General features: G+C 63.5%; 14 protein-coding genes. 8 read left to right on the top strand and 6 right to left on the bottom strand.

The window, feature by feature from the left end; translation table 11 throughout:
- Positions 1–79 precede the first annotated feature (79 nt).
- From F0M17_RS14770 to F0M17_RS14760, 3 genes are all read right to left on the bottom strand, one after another.
- Positions 80–2,326, bottom strand: a complete 2,247-nt coding sequence (locus tag F0M17_RS14770) for a cation-translocating P-type ATPase (RefSeq protein WP_149597434.1) — start codon at positions 2,324–2,326, stop codon at positions 80–82.
- Positions 2,327–2,389: 63 nt separating this feature from the next.
- Positions 2,390–2,704: a heavy-metal-associated domain-containing protein gene (locus F0M17_RS17700; RefSeq protein WP_083515604.1), complete on the bottom strand. Its 315-nt coding sequence runs from the start codon at positions 2,702–2,704 to the stop codon at positions 2,390–2,392.
- 60 nt (positions 2,705–2,764) lie between these two features.
- Positions 2,765–3,094: a metal-sensitive transcriptional regulator gene (locus F0M17_RS14760; RefSeq protein WP_038993099.1), complete on the bottom strand. Its 330-nt coding sequence runs from the start codon at positions 3,092–3,094 to the stop codon at positions 2,765–2,767.
- Positions 3,095–3,190: 96 nt separating this feature from the next.
- Here F0M17_RS14760 and F0M17_RS14755 point away from each other — a divergent pair, with 96 nt between their 5' ends.
- Positions 3,191–4,333, top strand: coding sequence for a peptidoglycan bridge formation glycyltransferase FemA/FemB family protein (locus F0M17_RS14755; RefSeq protein ID WP_149597433.1), 1,143 nt, complete (start codon positions 3,191–3,193; stop codon positions 4,331–4,333).
- A 13-nt stretch (positions 4,334–4,346) separates the two neighbouring features.
- Positions 4,347–5,621 carry a carbamoyl-phosphate synthase gene (locus tag F0M17_RS14750; RefSeq protein WP_149597432.1) on the top strand — a complete coding sequence of 425 codons (1,275 nt, stop codon included), beginning with the start codon at positions 4,347–4,349 and terminating at the stop codon, positions 5,619–5,621.
- Between the two features lie 10 nt (positions 5,622–5,631).
- On the opposite strand, the gene F0M17_RS14745 is transcribed toward F0M17_RS14750, so the two are convergent.
- The gene (locus F0M17_RS14745) at positions 5,632–7,056 is read right to left on the bottom strand and encodes a DUF4232 domain-containing protein (RefSeq protein WP_149597431.1); all 1,425 of its coding nucleotides are present in this window, start codon (positions 7,054–7,056) and stop codon (positions 5,632–5,634) included.
- Between the two features lie 109 nt (positions 7,057–7,165).
- On the opposite strand from F0M17_RS14745, the gene F0M17_RS14740 reads away from it, so the two are divergent.
- The 4 genes from F0M17_RS14740 to F0M17_RS14725 all read left to right on the top strand — a co-directional run bounded on the left by F0M17_RS14740 (position 7,166) and on the right by F0M17_RS14725 (position 11,156).
- Positions 7,166–7,624, top strand: a complete 459-nt coding sequence (locus F0M17_RS14740; protein WP_149597430.1) for a GatB/YqeY domain-containing protein — start codon at positions 7,166–7,168, stop codon at positions 7,622–7,624.
- 429 nt (positions 7,625–8,053) lie between these two features.
- Positions 8,054–8,395 carry a YciI family protein gene (locus F0M17_RS14735; protein ID WP_149597429.1) on the top strand — a complete coding sequence of 114 codons (342 nt, stop codon included), beginning with the start codon at positions 8,054–8,056 and terminating at the stop codon, positions 8,393–8,395.
- A gap of 297 nt (positions 8,396–8,692) precedes the next feature.
- Positions 8,693–9,508 carry a dihydrofolate reductase family protein gene (locus F0M17_RS14730; protein ID WP_317628468.1) on the top strand — a complete coding sequence of 272 codons (816 nt, stop codon included), beginning with the start codon at positions 8,693–8,695 and terminating at the stop codon, positions 9,506–9,508.
- A 403-nt stretch (positions 9,509–9,911) separates the two neighbouring features.
- Entirely contained in the window at positions 9,912–11,156 is a 1,245-nt protein-coding gene (locus F0M17_RS14725; protein WP_223308792.1) for an MFS transporter, read from the top strand.
- Here the strand turns inward: F0M17_RS14725 and F0M17_RS14720 are convergent.
- Both F0M17_RS14720 and F0M17_RS14715 read right to left on the bottom strand, forming a co-directional pair.
- On the bottom strand, positions 11,153–11,917 hold the full coding sequence (locus tag F0M17_RS14720; protein ID WP_168202035.1) for a DUF2786 domain-containing protein: 765 nt from the start codon (positions 11,915–11,917) through the stop codon (positions 11,153–11,155). The two genes, F0M17_RS14725 and F0M17_RS14720, sit on opposite strands and share 4 nt — an antisense overlap.
- Before the next feature lie 409 nt (positions 11,918–12,326).
- Positions 12,327–12,992, bottom strand: a complete 666-nt coding sequence (locus F0M17_RS14715; RefSeq protein ID WP_038993108.1) for an IclR family transcriptional regulator — start codon at positions 12,990–12,992, stop codon at positions 12,327–12,329.
- Between the two features lie 167 nt (positions 12,993–13,159).
- Between F0M17_RS14715 and F0M17_RS14710 the strand changes: the two genes are divergently transcribed.
- Positions 13,160–15,058 (top strand): FAD-dependent monooxygenase, encoded by a 1,899-nt coding sequence (locus tag F0M17_RS14710; protein WP_149597426.1) that lies wholly within the window; start codon positions 13,160–13,162, stop codon positions 15,056–15,058.
- A gap of 112 nt (positions 15,059–15,170) precedes the next feature.
- A complete protein-coding gene (locus tag F0M17_RS14705) occupies positions 15,171–15,887 on the top strand; it encodes an AAA family ATPase (protein ID WP_149597425.1) in 717 nt (238 codons plus the stop codon).
- Positions 15,888–15,896: the final 9 nt, after the last annotated feature.

Genomic DNA, 15,896 nt, shown 5'->3' with positions numbered 1-15,896 from the left:
GCTAGGGGATTGCAGAACGCATGGGGCGTGCCGCGCAATTTCTTGCGCGGCACGCCCCATGAGTTGTACCTAGTTCCTGCTATTGCTTTCCGAAACGGCGCAGCCGCAGCGAGTTCAGCACCACCAGCACGGAGCTGGCGGCCATGGCGGCTCCGGCGATCATCGGGTTCAGCAGGCCCAGGGCCGCCACCGGGATGCCGGCGGTGTTGTAGGCGAAGGCCCAGAACAGGTTCATCTTGATCGTGGACAGGGTCTTGGCCGACAGGTCGATTGCCTGTGTCACCTGGTGCAGGTCATTGCCCATCAAGGTAATGTCGGCTGCCTCGATGGCCACGTCGGTGCCCGAGCCCATCGCGATGCCCAGGTCCGCCTGGGCCAGTGCCGGCGCATCGTTCACGCCGTCGCCCACCATGGCCACGACCTTGCCCTGCTCCTGCAGCGTGCTGATCGCCTTGGCCTTGTCGGCAGGGAAGACGCCGGCGAAGACATCTTCTTCCTTGATGCCAACCTGCCCGGCCACCTCGGCGGCCACCGACTTGTTGTCGCCGGTCAGCAGCACGACGCGCAGGCCACGTTCCTGCAGTTCGGCAATGGCCTTCGCGGAGCTGTCCTTGATCTTGTCTGCCACAGAGATCACTGCCTGGAACTGCTGGTCCACCGCGACCAGGATGGCGGTCGCGCCGGCCTGCTCGGCCTCGTGGAGCATCTGCCGGGCGGATCCGTCCAGCATGACGCCCTGGGATTCGAGCCATGAGGGGCGCCCGACGACCACCAGCTGGGTGCCTACGGTGCCCTTCACGCCGCCGCCTGGCTCCGCATGGAAGCCGGTGACCTCGGCCAGCGGGGCCTGGGCGGACGCCGCGGCGGCGATGGCCTGGGCGATGGGGTGCTCGGAGTGGTGCTCCACGGCTCCGGCCAGCGCCAGTGCGGTGGCCTCGTCGACGCCATCGACGGTGCGGGTTCCGGTGTGCGCCATGACGCCGGTGGTGACGGTGCCGGTCTTGTCCAGCACGATGGTGTCCAGCTTGCGGGTGTCCTCCAGAACCTGGGGTCCGCGGATCAGGATGCCCATTTGGGCGCCGCGGCCGGTGCCGACCAGCAGGCCGATCGGGGTGGCCAGGCCCAGGGCGCAGGGGCAGGCGATGACCAGCACGGCGACGGCTGCGACGAAGGCCGCGTAGGTATCACCGGTGACCAGCCACCAGGTGAGGAAGGTGAGCACGGCGATGCCCAGCACGATCGGCACGAAGACCGCCGAGATGCGGTCAGCCAGCCGTGCGATCGGGGCCTTGCCGGACTGGGCCTCCGAAACCAGCCGGCCCATCTGGGCCAGCGTGGTGTCCGAACCGACGCGGGTGGCCTCGACGACCAGCCGCCCGGAGGTGTTCAGCGTCGCACCGGTGACGTTGGTTCCGGGCTGTGCCTTCTGCGGCACCGATTCGCCGGTGATCAGCGAGGTGTCGATGGCGCTGGTGCCGGAGATGACCACGCCGTCGGTGGCGACCTTCTCACCCGGACGCACCACGAAGTGCTCCCCGATGCGCACCTGGTCGGCCGGGATCTTCACTTCCTGGCCCTCGCGCAGCACGGTGGCGTGCTTGGCGCCCAGGTTCAGCAGCGACTTGAGCGCATCGGAGGCCGAGGACTTGGCCCGGTGCTCAAGATAGCGCCCGAGCAGCAGCAGTGTGGCCACCACGCTTGCGGTCTCGAAGTACAGCTGGTGCTCGCTCATGGCCATGCCGGTATGGGCGGTCATCTGCGGATCGAGGAACAGCTGGATGGCGGAGAACAGGTAGGCGGCCAGCACGCCCAGCGACACCAGCGTGTCCATGGTGGAGGCCAGGTGACGCGCGTTGATTGCGGCCGCCTTGTGGAATGGCCAGGCGCCGTAGAGCACCACGGGGGTAGCCAGTGCGAAGGCTACCCAGCCCCAGTGCGGGAACTGGGCGGCCGGAACCATCGAGATGATGAACAGCGGAATGGTGAAGACCGCGGAGACCACCAGCCGGCGCAGCAGGTGGTTGGGCACCAGATGCTCGTGCCCGCCGTGCTCATGCTCTTCGTGGTGCACGGGGGCCTTGGCCTCGGGCTTCAACGAGGCGCCGTAGCCGGCGGCCTTGACCGTGCTGATCAGCTCGTCATCGCTGATCCCCGCGGGGACCTGGACCTTGGCGCTTTCCAACGGGAGGTTGACCGAAGCGGTCACCCCGGGCAGCTTGCCCAGCTTGCGCTCTACGCGGCCCACGCAGGAGGCGCAGGTCATGCCCTGGATGTCCAGGTCTACGGTGCGCAATTCGGGGGAGTGGGTGGGGGTTTCGGAAGTCATGATGAAAATACCTTGAACTTTCCCGCCGCCGCCGGCGGCGCGGGTGCCTGTGCCGTGCGGTGGCTAGGCGTTGATGGCTTCGACGGTGTAGCCTGCCTCATCGATAGCCTGGCGAATGGAATCCTCGGCGAGCGCCGAGGCGGAAGTGACCTTCACGGTGGAGATTCCCTGTGCGTCCAGTGCGACGTCCACGGAATCAACCCCGGCGATCTCCTTGAGTTCTTCGGTGACCGAAGCGACGCAGTGCCCACAGGTCATGCCCGAGACCTTGATTTCGGTCTGGGTCGGGGCCGCGGCGATGTCGGTGCGCGGCTGGATCTGCAGGCCCTGGTTGGAGTTCTTTTCCGAGGAGCATCCGCAGTTGCAGTTGTGGCTCATGATCTTGCTCTCTTTCGATGAATTCTGTGTGAATTGGAAACTTGGTGCGTGGGCGCGGGCTTAGCGCACCAGGCGGGATATGGCGGCCGTGGCCTCGGCAATCTTGTCTTGCACGATGGACGGGTCGCCCTGCTCGATGGAGGACTTGGCCGCATCAACCACGCAGTGGCCGATGTGGTCATCGATGAGCTGCACGCTGACCTTGTGCAATGCCGCGTTGATGGCGGAGATCTGGGTCAGGATGTCGATGCAGTACTTGTCGTCATCTACCATCTTGGCCACTCCGCGCACCTGGCCCTCAATGCGCTTCAAACGTCGTTCCAGAGCGCTTTTGTCCGCGTGGTAGCCGTGGTGCTCGGCTGTTTCATGTGGCGTGTGGTTGGTATCCATACTTCGATAATACCCCCTAGGGGTATTAAGTCAAGTACCCCCTGGGGGTATCTTGCGTCCCCCAATTCGGCAGGGAAGCACGGTAGGATTTCACCCGTGAGCCACAACGAACTTCATGTGCGTCCGATATCCGGTACCGAGCACTCAGCATTCCTTGAGACCGCCCACGACGTCAGCTTCCTGCAGCGTCCCGAATGGGCTCAGGTCAAGGGCGGCTGGAGGGGTGAATCCCTCGGCTTCTTCGAGGAAGACGAACTGGTAGGAGCCGCGCTGGTGCTGCATCGTGCGGCCCCGGTCATCAAGAAGACCCTTGCCTACCTGCCCGATGGCCCGGTTATCGACTTCGGTGCCTACGCACCGGCAGCGGTCATCCGCCCGCTGGCCTCCTACCTCAAGAACCGTGGCGCCTTCCAGCTGAAAATGGGCCCGGGGCTTGCAGTACGCACCTGGGGTGCCGCCGCCGTGCGCAAGAACCTGGGCAAGGAAGGCTTCACCCAGCTGAAGGACCTGGAAACCAAGAGCACGTCGAGCACCGCACTGGCACTGAATGACGCGCTGCTGGACCTGGGATTCACCAAAGAAGACGTGGGCCTGGACTTCGCCGCTGGCCAGCCAGAATACGTGGCCCGCGTGGCACTGCAGGATGAGCAGGGCAACCAGCTGGATAGCGAGCAGGTCATGGCCAGCTACTCCTCGACAACCCGCAATGAGACCCGCAAGGCGCTGAAGAGCACCCTGGAAATCGAGATCGGCGAAACCAAGGACATGGCCCGCTTCCATGCCCTGTACAACCACACCGCCGACCGCCAGGAGTTCACCGGCCGCCCGCTGAGCTACTTCGAGAAGATGCACACCGTGCTCAACGAAGCGGTGCCGGGCTCCTGCACCCTGTACCTTGCCAGCAATGAAGGCGTGGACCTCGCGGCCGCCATTGTCATCCGCTCCTCGAACCTTGCCTGGTACCTGTACGGAGCCTCCTCCTCGGAGCAGCGCAAGCTGTTCGCCCCGAAGGCGATCATGCACCATATGGTCAGCGACTCCATCGAGGCCGGCTGCCGCTACCTGGACCAGGGCGGCGTGAGCGCAACCCTGGACAAGGAGCACCACCTCTCCGGGCTGACCAAGTTCAAGACCAACACCGGCTGCGACATCGTGCAGACCAACGGCGAATGGGACCTTGCGCTGAACAAGCCGCTGGCCTGGGCCTTCGAAAAGTACATGAACTGGCGCAAGAAGTAGGGAAAGCACCACTGTGGCAATCGATCCAACCCAGCCCTTTGTCCCCGTCATCCTCGGCGGAGATATCGGCACCTACACCCTGGCGCGCGAATTCTACGAGGCCTACGGCGTGCGCTCGGTGGTCCTGCCGGCCGCCGGCAACGGCGTCATCGAGCACTCGGTCGCCATCGAGCTGCGCCCCATCGGATCCATGGCCGACGAGGGACGCGTGGTCGCGGCCCTGGCCGAGCTGGCCGATGAGCTGAAAGCCGCGGGGGACCGGCCGCTGATGCTCTTCGGCTCGCTGGACTTCCACATCATGCTGATCGCCAAGCACCGCGCGCAGCTGGAAGGCCAGTACGTCATCCCGTACCCCGAGCTGGAAACCATCGAGGGGGCGGCGCTGAAGGAGAACTTCTACGCGCTCGCCGAGAAGCTGGGCATCGCCCACCCGCGCACGGCCGTGTACTACCCTGGATCCGAGCTGGAATCCCTGGTTGGCTCCTTCGACTACCCAGTCATCGGCAAGCCCTCGAGCTCCGCGGCGTGGATTGCCGCCAAGTTCGAAGGCAAGCAGAAGATCCACACCATCAACAGCCGTGCGGACCTTGAAGCGCTGCTGGCAAAGATCGATGGCAGCGGCTACGACGCGGGCTACATCCTGCAGGAATACATTCCCGGCGGCGATGACGCGATGCGCCTGTGCACCTACTTCGCCACCCAGGAAGAAAAGGTCATCTTCGCAGGCTACGGCGAAGTGGTGATCGAGGAGCACGCCCCGCTGGTGCTGGGCAACTCCGCCGCCATCGTCACCGGCCGGAACGACCAAATGGCCGCGGATGGAGCCCGCATGCTCGAGGAGCTGGGCTGGCGCGGGATCGCCATGATCGATGCCAAATACGACCACCGCGATGGCCAGATCAAATTCTTCGAGATCAACCCGCGCCTGGGCCGCAACCACTTCTACCTGACCGCGGCCGGGGTGAACCCTGCCCGTTTCTACGTCACCGAGTTCCTCGGCGCGCAGTTCGACAATTCGGACCCGGAAACGGACGCCGTGGTGGAGACCGGGGCAGGGGTGCTGCAACTGTCGCGCCAGCGGCTGTTCACCGTGCTGCCGCACCATCTGCTGCGCCGCTTCTTCGATAGCGATACCGGACGCAAGGCCGAGACGCTGCTCAATGCCGGCAAGGTCTCGAACCCGTTGAAGTTCTCCGCCGAGAAGCACCCACGCCGCAAGCTCTACCTGCTGCTGAACGCGGTCAACCACTACCGCAAGTACAAGGCATTCCCGCCACGCGAGCAGTAGGCAACCTCGCCTAGGGCCTTGGCCGGGCAGGGGATTGCTGGGCGAAAGCGCCGGATGGAACTGTCCACCCGTCGCGGGCCTGGACCCACGGGCTCTGCGTGATCCGCGCGCCATCCAGGATGTCAAGGGTTGTGGGCTGGCCGTCGACGGCCGGTGCGAGCTCGACCGGTGTCATGCCCCTGGCCGCGGCAATGCCCAGCGCAACGGTTTCATCCGGATCCAGGGATGTCGACATGGCATTCCACTCCAAAGTCGAGATCACCGCTTCGCCCGCAGGGATGGTGACGCGTTCAAGGAGGATGCCCGGTTCGGGCTGCAGCTGGACATCCGGTTGGGCGTCTCCATCCGCGTTGAGGAAAGCGATCTGCGGGTAGGAGCGCAGCGCGCACGGGCCGGCAGAAGTGTTCTTGGCAAACACCGGCAGGTACCGGGAACCGGCAGCCGCGTCGGGTGTTCCCAAAGCAATTTCCACATCGCCCTCCGCACACCATGGGGCCGACGGGTCTTGCGGCCAGCTGGTGACGTTATCGGGAAGAAGCACCGGTTTGGGAATGAGCGACTCGGGTTTCTTGCCGCCAACCCAGCCTTCGGCAAGGACCTCGTATCCAGCCGAGAACAGCTTGTAGGGCATGGCCTCGTCAAATGCTTCATGCTGCCCCAGCCACACGTGGGTTTCCTGCTCGGCTGCTGCTGGCGCCTGGTTGCCAAGGGTCAGGTTCAACCCGGAATTATCAATGCTGGCGTTCTGGAAGATCCCCCGCTTGGCTGCATCGGCAAGGAGCTGGAGCTCGGACATATCGGTGCGATCCGTGGCCGAATAGCGCACGCTGTGATCGGCGAGGACCAGCTCGGCCGGGTGCTTGGCTTGGGCCGTGAATTCTCCCAGCTTCAGCAGCTGCTGCAGATTGTCCGCCGTGGCCGAGCCATTGATCACGCTGGCCGCGCCATGGTGGCCCAGGCCGAAGGCGAAGGCTGCCTTCTCGCCAAGCAAGGCAGGTTTCGCTTGTTCGTCAGCGGCGGCGGGGGAGATAATTTCGCTGACTTCCAACGGGTAGGCCTTGGTCTTCGACCCCTGGATTTTCCGCGAGGGGCCGGCAACGAAAGACAGGTGGAATTCATTCATTTCCAGCGCCGGGGCTCCGGCCTGGATGTCTTGGGCCATCTGGGTGACGGCTTCTCTGGCTTGCCCGGGGGCGAGCTGATCTGAGAGCTCGAATTGCACGTCAACTGGCAACTCCGGTGCGGCCAAGGCATCGCGCTCCGACACCCTGGAGGACACCTGGGAGCCCAAGACGCCATCTCGATCCGCGACGGTTGCCAGGAAATCGCACACGTCATCGGGAGCATCGCAGGAGTCCCATGGTTTCCAGACCATCAGGAGAACTGCGATCAGCGCCAGCGCGGCAACGATGGCGCCAGCGCGCAGTGGTTTCATCTGGTCACTGTATCAAAAGCGTGTCCGTGCATCCGGGATGGCCCAGTGGAAAACAGCGTGGAAGCTATGCGAGTAAAATTTCAAGCACACGAAGTGAAAGGCAGTTCCCATGAGTTTGAAAGATCGCCTGCGCGATGACAGCATCGTCCACCTGAAGGCCGGCAACGAGCTGGAGAAGACGACCCTGCGCAATATCCTCAGCGCCATCGGCACCAAGGAGAAATCCGGGAAGAACCCCACGGAACTGAACGACCAGGACGTGGAGAACCTGCTGCGCAAGGAAGTCAGCAACCGCGAGGAAACCGCTGTCCTGGCTGCCAAGGACGGGCGTGCCGAACACGCCGAACGCGAGCTGGCCGAAGCCGCCTTCATCTCCACCTACCTGCCGAAGGCGCTGGGCGAAGCAGAAGCCCAAGAGATTGTCGACCGCGTCATGGCCGAGCTGGCCGCCGACCACGAGCTGACCATGAAGGACATGGGCCAGGCAATGAAGCTGGTTGGCGCCGAAATCGCTGGCCGCTTCGACGGCAAGGCGCTCTCGCAGATGGTGCGCGCCAAGCTGGGCTAGTTCCAATGCCGTTTAGTTAAGCCTTTGCCCCGACTGCCAACAACTCACCAGCATCCATGATCTCGATGCCGAGCGTTGCCTTGGCCGACAGGGCACGTGGTTTGCTGCGTCTGGCTTGGTACTTCGAGATTTCCCGCGTCACCGTTCTGGACCGGGTGCACAACCTGTGCGATGGCAGCAACGGCGCCAGCGGCTGCTGGCGCCGCCGGCCACCAATCCCAGAACCCTGGCCTGGGGGATCCGCTACTGCCGAGCAGGGAGGACTGCTGACAGTATGTGAGCAGGATCTGCATGGCGTCCGGCACGGTCAGGGCGCCGAGACCCAGTTCCCTGAATGCCGCCGGTGGTGCTGGACGGGTAGCACATCCTTTCCTCGGATGCTGTGACGGGAGTAGCCTGCAACTACCGGGTCGCAGAGTAGGAGCGCTCATGCCGCAGTACATTATCTACTTCAACCAGCAGTGGGTTGGGGAACATAGCGAGCAATGGTTCAGCGAACGTGGCCCGCTAGCCATGGCGGTCGTAGAGGAAATCCGCACGGCTGGCGAGTACGTTTGTGCCGGAGGTGTCGACGAAGACCTCGATAATGCCATCACCGCCGACGCCACCAGTGGAACTCTGGAAATCACCGACGGCCCCTTTGCACGCGAGGAACAATACATCGGCGGGCTTACTATCGTCGATGTCGCCGATGAAGCTCGGGCCCGTTACTGGGCGGGACGAATTGCGGAAGCGTGCGGCTGGCCGCAGGTGGCGCGCCGTCTCTATTGATAGCGTCGACTGCTTCCTACCACTCGATGTTCGCCGGCGTGAAAACACTCCTTGCCCAGTCGTTCCCCCGGACACAGACATTGAGCAATGGGAAGCGGCCCGTTTCTGCCCTCTGGGATCCATATGGTTCTCTGAGCCGGGATCAAAGCGTCGAAGCTATGCGGGAGTTGGCTCAAGCATGCCCGGCCTCAGATGGACGCGCCGTTTTTTGGCTGGCCGGCATGCACGATTCGACGGGATTTGAATCCGAAGCAGGTGGAGACACGGATTGAGCTGCTACGTCAATAGGTTCCGGACTTGGGGTTCATTTGTGGTTCACTAGAAGCCGCTCATGTCGGTAGCAATCATTCCCTAGATATTGAATTCAAGATCGGCACGATCTTAAACTGGGTCCACCTTCCCGAACCGGCGATCGTCCGCCCGCCGGCAGACACCACCGAACCCGATATTGGAGTTGTCATGGCCAAGGTCTGCGTCAACAATCTCTTCATTTCACTCGACGGCTTTGCTGCCGGAGAATTCGTCACCTTCGACCAGCCGATCGGGGACGCACAAGCCCTGTTCTCATACTTCGACGGGCGAGTGATCGAGGGTGTTCACCAGATCAATGACGCGGTCACCGCTGACCGAGCCTTGTTCGCAATGTGGGGTCAGGGCATAGGCGCAGAGATCATGGGCCGAAAGAAATTCGGCCCGCAGTCAGGACCGTGGCCCTCAGATGGTTGGCGAGGCTGGTGGGGAGACGAGCCGCCGTTTAAAACCCCGTGCTTTGTCCTCACCCATCATCCACGCGCTCCCATGAACTTCGACAACGGTACGAGTTTCCATTTCATTGACGCCGCACCAGAGGCAGCCTTCGAAATGGCAACAGTTGCCGCAAACGGCAGAAATATCCGTATCGGTGGTGGACCCTCTACTGTCAAGCAGTTTCTTGCAGCGGGCCTCATCGACTTCATGCACCTAGTCATAGTCCCTGTCACCTTGGGCCGTGGAGTCTCACTATGGGACGGTCTGGAAGGTCTCGAAAAGGACTTCACGGTCGAATCCGTCACCACGGCGAGCGGACTGACTCACCAGCTGTGGAACCGCCGCGTCGAGGGTTCAAGCGCATGAAGCGTTGAGCCAAGACGCCAGCTCGCTAGGCCGCGGGCTTCCTCCATGGTTCAATGGCCTGCATTCGCCATTGCTCACGGCGGTCCAAACAATGGCGGATCAACGTGTCTGGCGACGCTACCTGGATGAGTCCGTCAAAACGAGCGTCTTCGAGGGCAATCAAGAAAAGTTCTCCCTGAACCCAAAGTCTGCGATGACAGCCTAATATCTTGCACAGAAGTGAGTCCGATTTCTCGCTGGAAATCTAAGTGGCCACGGTTCATGCTTAGCTAATCGGCAATGGGCTAGCCTCATAGGATTTCCACGCGCGACGAGGCCGTCCCGTTTTCCGGGGCGGCCTTTTAGCGTAGTGAAGGCAACGGATATGGGATCCGTGAATTGAAGCCGATAGTCTGTGGATATCATGCCTGACTTCCCGAAAAACCACGTCACCCTATCCAAGGGGTTTGGCGCCTTGCTGATCCTCGCGATCATCCTGGCCTCGCTGAATCTGCGGCCGGCCGTCACCTCCCTGGGATCGCTGCTCGATCTGGTGATCGAGGACCTGCAGATGAATGGGTTCGTGGCCGGAATGATCACCGGCATCCCCCCGTTGTGCTTTGCGCTGATGGGCCCCTTGGCTCCGCGGCTGGCGGGCAAGCGCGGCCCGGAACTGGTGGTGGCCGCGGCCATGGCAGCCGTGCTGCTGGGCATCGCCCTGCGCGCGGTCGCGCCGGGGACCGGGTTCTTCCTGCTGTGCACCGCTTTGGCTCTGGCCGGCATCGCGGTCGGCAATATCCTGATGCCGGTGCTGGTCAAGCGCTGGTTCCCGGGAAAGATCGGGATTGTCACCGGCGCCTACACCACGGCGGTCGCCTTGGGCGCGTCCGGGGTGGCTGGGATTGCCGTGCCGGTGAACCAGATGCTTGGCGGGAACTGGCGCCTGGGCCTGGGCTTCTGGGCAATCTTGGCATTGCTGGCCCTGATGCTGTGGCTGCTGGTGTACTTCGGCATGCGCAACCAGATCGCGGCCCAGCAGCAGCTGGCCGGCAGTGCAACTGACGGAGCCGGCATCGGGCCGATGCGCAAGAATGCCACCGCATGGTGGGTGGCGTTGTTCTTCGGCGGCCAGTCCGCCGTCGCCTATATCTTCATGGGGTGGCTGCCCAAGATTTTCATCGACTTCGGCGTCTCTCCCGCGTTTGCCGGATCCCTGCTGGCGATCCTGCTGGGTGTGGGTGTCCCATTGTCCTTCGTGATGCCAGCGCTGGCTGCCAAATTCTCCAACCAGACTCCATTGGTGATCTTCAACGGCGCCGTGGGCATCATCGCGATCATCGGACTGCTGCTCGCTCCGGTCCAGGGCGCGGTGCTCTGGGCGGTGCTGCTGGGCATTTGCGGTTCGAACTTCCCGCTGGCGCTGACCATGATCGGGTTGAAGGCCCGCACCGCAGCCGGGGTGTCGAAGCTGTCCACCTTCGGCCAATCGGCCGGCTACCTGATGGCCTTTCCCGGTCCGTTCCTGGTCGGGGTGCTCCACGAAATCTCGGGTTCATGGGTTGCCCCGATCTGGCTGATCGCCGGCCTGATTGTCTTCCAAACCCTGGTTGGCATCATGGCCGGGCGTCCGCGCTACATCGAGGACACCCAGCTTCGGGAAGTGCGCTAGCTGGCGACCTCGCCCGGAGAGGCCGAGTCGACGTGCTTGCCGAAGCCGAGATCCGCCTGGAATCCTGCCACGCGTCCGGCCAATGAGGCGTTGGCGCTCCCGGAGGCGGCGCGGTTCCTGCTGCGGCGCAGGAACGGGTAGTTGCTGCTGACGTAGTCGTCCACCTGCTCCTTGCGGCTGGCCAGCACCAGTTCGGTCCCGCTTCCGTTGTGCACGCTTTCTTCCTGGTACAGGTTGGCGATACGCGAGGCGACCTGCAGGTAGAAGCTGCGCTGGAATTCGCGGCGCTCAATGGTCTTCTCCGAGTCGGTGTACCAGTTCGTGTAGAGCCTTCCCTCCTGCGCCCACCAGTGGGCCATGGCGGCGGTGGCCTGGACCACCAGGGAAGCGAACAGGTTCTTGACCGTGGCGACATCCGATTCGTGGCCGATGATGTACAGCCTGCACGAGTTCGAGTAGTTGCTTTGCAGCATCGACACCGTGCGGAAGGCCCGACCCACCGCGGACAGTCCGTCGCGCTGGCCCAGCCGGTAGACGCCGCGCATATCGAAGTGCTCCTCGATGATGGGTTCCTTCTTCTTGCCCCGGTCGGCCGAATCCGCGTCCAGCTCGGCGCGGCCGATGCCGTAGCGCACCATGAGCCGTTCGGCATGCTCCTGAAACGCCTGCGCTTCATGCGGGAAATTGGTGTTCTCCGCCTTGTTCAGCAACAGGGTGATGCGTTCTTTCAAGCGGTGCAGCTTCTGCTCTGAGGTGCTCATGGCTTCTTCCTTGGTAGCGGTCCTGCGGTGGTGAAACGGTGCTCTCCGGTTCTCTGCCCTAGTTTGCCACGAGGTGGCCGAGCCTGCTGGCGGGGCTGTGGGTAACGGGTTGCGGCAGACCCTAGCCGGTTGTGTGTTCCGCGCGTAGAGTGAAGGCACCAAGCAGGTCCAGCAGGCCGTGAACGTCGCTTCGCGGCCGGTCATCGGGAGGTTGTGATGGGTGATTTTCGGGCATACACCATGGAAGAGCGGTCCACGTACCTGGCTCCTTCGTGCGAGCGCTGCGGGCAGCATCGCCACGTCGTGTGGGAACAGGTAGAGGGAACCGACACCTACCTTCCACGCGATGCAGGGTGCTCCAATGAGGCTTGTACCGCGTAGCTAGCGCAGTCAGCCAGCCGGCGCCGCGTCAGGAGCGGACGCCAAGGCTTGCCGAGATGCGCGCCGACGCGGCCGCGAGCACGTCAGCAATATGGTTGCGGTCGCGTTCCAGTGGCGGGTAGATCACGGCAATGGCCGCTGGCTTGCCCTGCGGAAGCAGCAGCGGAACGGCAATCGAGGTCAGCCCCGGGATCACTTCGTCATGGCTGAATTCGAAATCCTTGGCCGGATATTCGTCGGGATTGAGCATGGAGCGGATGACCCGTCCCGGTGCCCCGTTGTCGATGGGATGGCGGGTGCCCGGGCGCTGGGCCACGGTGGCATCGGCCAGCCGGGGTTCGGCGGTGCTCAGCGTGACAGCCGCTTCGCCGTCGAAGACCACCAGAAGCGCGGTCATCTGCAGCTCATCGGAGATGGTGGCCAAATGCGGTGCGGCCGCGGCCTGCAGGGACTTGGCGACATTGCGTGCCAGCGCGCCCAGGCGTGCTCCCAATTCAAGCTCGCCTGCCGGGTTGCGTTCCACGAAACCGTACTGCTCGAAGGTCTTGACCAGCCGGTAGGCCATGGAGCGGTGCACGCCCAGCAGCCCTGCGAGTTCCGAGACGCTCAGCGGCGCCGCGGATTCCCCGATCAGGGTCAGTGCTTCTAGCCCGCGACCCAGGGTCTGCGAACCGCCTTCGGTGGTTTTGCTCATGATCCAATCATTTCATCTGGCATGCGCGGATGCTTCCCGCGCTGTTCCCGGTGTGACGTACGTCTTGCCTCCAGCCTACGTGAAAGCTACGATTGTTTCTATAGTTACAACAGTGTCGCAACTATAGAGACAGTAGAGGGTCGCGGCACAGCACAAGGAGTCAGATAATGCAGATTCACCACAGGGGATACGTCTCCGGAGACCCGCGCGTCAAGGAAGCCGCCGGCTACGGTATCAACCGCGCCGAGGAAATCCCCGATGAAATGGATGTGCTGATCGTTGGCACCGGTCCGGCCGCCGCCGTGGTGACCGCGCAGCTCTCTCGCTTCCCGAGCATCAACGCCCGCGCCATCGAGATGCGCCCGGGCCGCCTGGAAGTGGGCCAGGCCGACGGCATCCAGGCCCGCTCGGTGGAGACCTTCCAGGCCTTCGGCTTCGCCAATGAAGTCATCGAAGAGGCTTACCGCAATGTGGAGATGTGCTTCTGGACCCCGGACCCGGAAAACCCTGCGAACATCAAGCGCCACTCCCGCGCCGCTGACGACTCCACCGGGATGAGCGAATTCCCGCACATCTACGTGAACCAGTCGCGCATCCTCGACTATTTCCTGCGCGACGCCGAACGCGCGCCGGGCAAGATCACCCCGGACTACGGCGTGGAATTCCTGGACTGCGAGATCGACCCGTCGGCCGAATACCCGGTCACCGCGCACATCAAGTACGTTGCCGGGGAACGCGCCGGCGAAGAACGCACCGTGAAGGCCAAGTACCTGGTCGGCGGCGACGGGGCGCGCAGCCAGGTGCGCCGCTCGCTGGGCCACAAGCTGCACGGCGATGCCGCGCTGCACGCCTGGGGCGTCATGGACGTCATGGTCAACACGGACTTCCCGGACATCCAGGTCAAATGCTCCATCCAGTCCCACGACCAGGGCAATATCCTGCTCATCCCGCGCGAGGGCGGCTACCTGGTGCGCTTCTACGTGGATCTGGGCGAACTGACCCCCGAGGACGCCGGCGCCATCCGCAACACCCCGGTCGAGCAGATCGTGGACACCGCCAACCGGATCATCCACCCGTACACCATGGATGTGAAGAACGTCGCTTGGTTCTCGGTCTACGAGGTGGCGCACCGCATCACCGATGGCTTCGACGACGTCCCGGACGAGGAACGCGGCACCCGCAGCCCGCACGCCTTCATCATGGGCGATGCCTGCCACACCCACTCGGCCAAGGCCGGCCAGGGCATGAACGTGTCCATCCAGGACGGGTTCAACCTGGGCTGGAAGCTGGCCGCCGTGCTCGAAGGCCGGGCTCCTGCCGCGCTGCTGGACACCTACGCCGAGGAGCGCAAGGTGATCGCGCAGAACCTGATCGACTTCGACAAGGAATGGTCCACGCTGATGGCCAAGTCCGTCGAGGACTGGACCGACCCGGACGAGCTGGAGAAGTACTACACCCAGACCATGGAATTCCCTGCCGGGTTCATGACCCAGTACACCGATTCCTCGATCACCACCGGCCTGGAGCACCAGGATCTGGCCCCGGGCTTCCCGGTCGGCAAGCGCTTCAAGTCCGCCGAGGTCATCCGCCGTTCGGATAACCGCTGGCGCCACCTGGGCCACTTCCACGAGGCCGATGGCCGTTGGCGTATTTACGTCTTCGCCGACGCGGCCGCCCCAGCGCTGGAAGGCACCAAGATGGCCGACTTCGCCACCTGGTGGGCCGAGGACGCTTCTTCGCCACGCAACCTGTACACCCCGGCCGGCGGGGACGAGGATGCGGTCTTCGACCTGAAGGCCATCTACCAGCAGGACTACACCGAGGTCGAGCTGCATGACGTGCCCAAGGCCTTCCAGCCGCTGAAGGTTCCGTACGGCCTGCACGACATCAACCAGGTGTTCGCCGCCGGCCACGGCCGCGACATTTTCCGCGACCGCGAGATCAGCAAGGACGGCGCCATCGTGGTGGTCCGCCCGGACCAGTACGTCGCAGGCATCTTCCCGCTGGATGCGCGCGAGGAACTGTCCGAGTTCTTCGCCGGGAACATGCTCCCGGTCAACCCCTAGGAAACCGCATGGGCCCCGTGGCCGCACCCTGCTCATGCAGTGGCGCGGCCCCGGGGCCCAGTGCTGTTCTGCGGGTGCCGGGCTGTCGCGGGCTGCTGATAGCCTCAGATTCATGAACGCACCTTTCGACACGTTGCCGGTCCGCCGGATCACCGAGCACCCCAAAGAGCCGATGGATCGCTCCGACTGGGCCGCCCAGATCCCGGCAGTCAGGCAGCTGCTGGACGAGGGGCTGGAACTTGGGCAGCTGACCGTGCTGGTCGGGGAGAACGGCGCCGGAAAATCAACGCTCGTCGAAGCGATCGCCGCGGCTTTCGGGCTGAATGCCGAGGGCGGAACCAACCACAGCATGCACCAGACGCAGGCCACCGAATCCGGGCTGTCCTCGCACCTGCAATTGGAACGCGGAGCCGGGGCGTCGAAGGCAGGAGTGTTCCTGCGCGCGGAAACCATGCATGGGCACTTCGCCTATCTTGGATCCATCGGCTCGCACGGAAAGCACAATTTCCAGAGCCACGGTGAATCATTCATCGAATTCTTCACCGAACGCTCCGCGGTGAACGGGTTGTGGGTCTTTGACGAAGCCGAGTCCGCGCTGTCCTTCAACGGCTGCCTGATGCTGCTCTCGCATATTGCCGATCTGCTGCGTGCCGGTTCCCAGGTGCTCCTCTCCACCCACTCGCCAATTCTCGCTTCCCTTCCGGAGGCGAAAATCTATGAAATCGGGGAATGGGGAATCCGCGAATCGGACTATGACGACTTGGACATGGTGCGCAACTGGCGGCTTTTCCTGGACGCCCCGTGCCGGTACCTGCGCCATTTAACGTAGGCAGTTTCC

Source organism: Glutamicibacter sp. ZJUTW, assembly GCF_008370855.1.
Taxonomy (GTDB): Bacteria; Actinomycetota; Actinomycetes; order Actinomycetales; family Micrococcaceae; genus Glutamicibacter; species Glutamicibacter nicotianae.
Note: the sequence above shows the minus strand (reverse complement) of the source record. Positions and strands in the feature narration are given on the sequence as shown.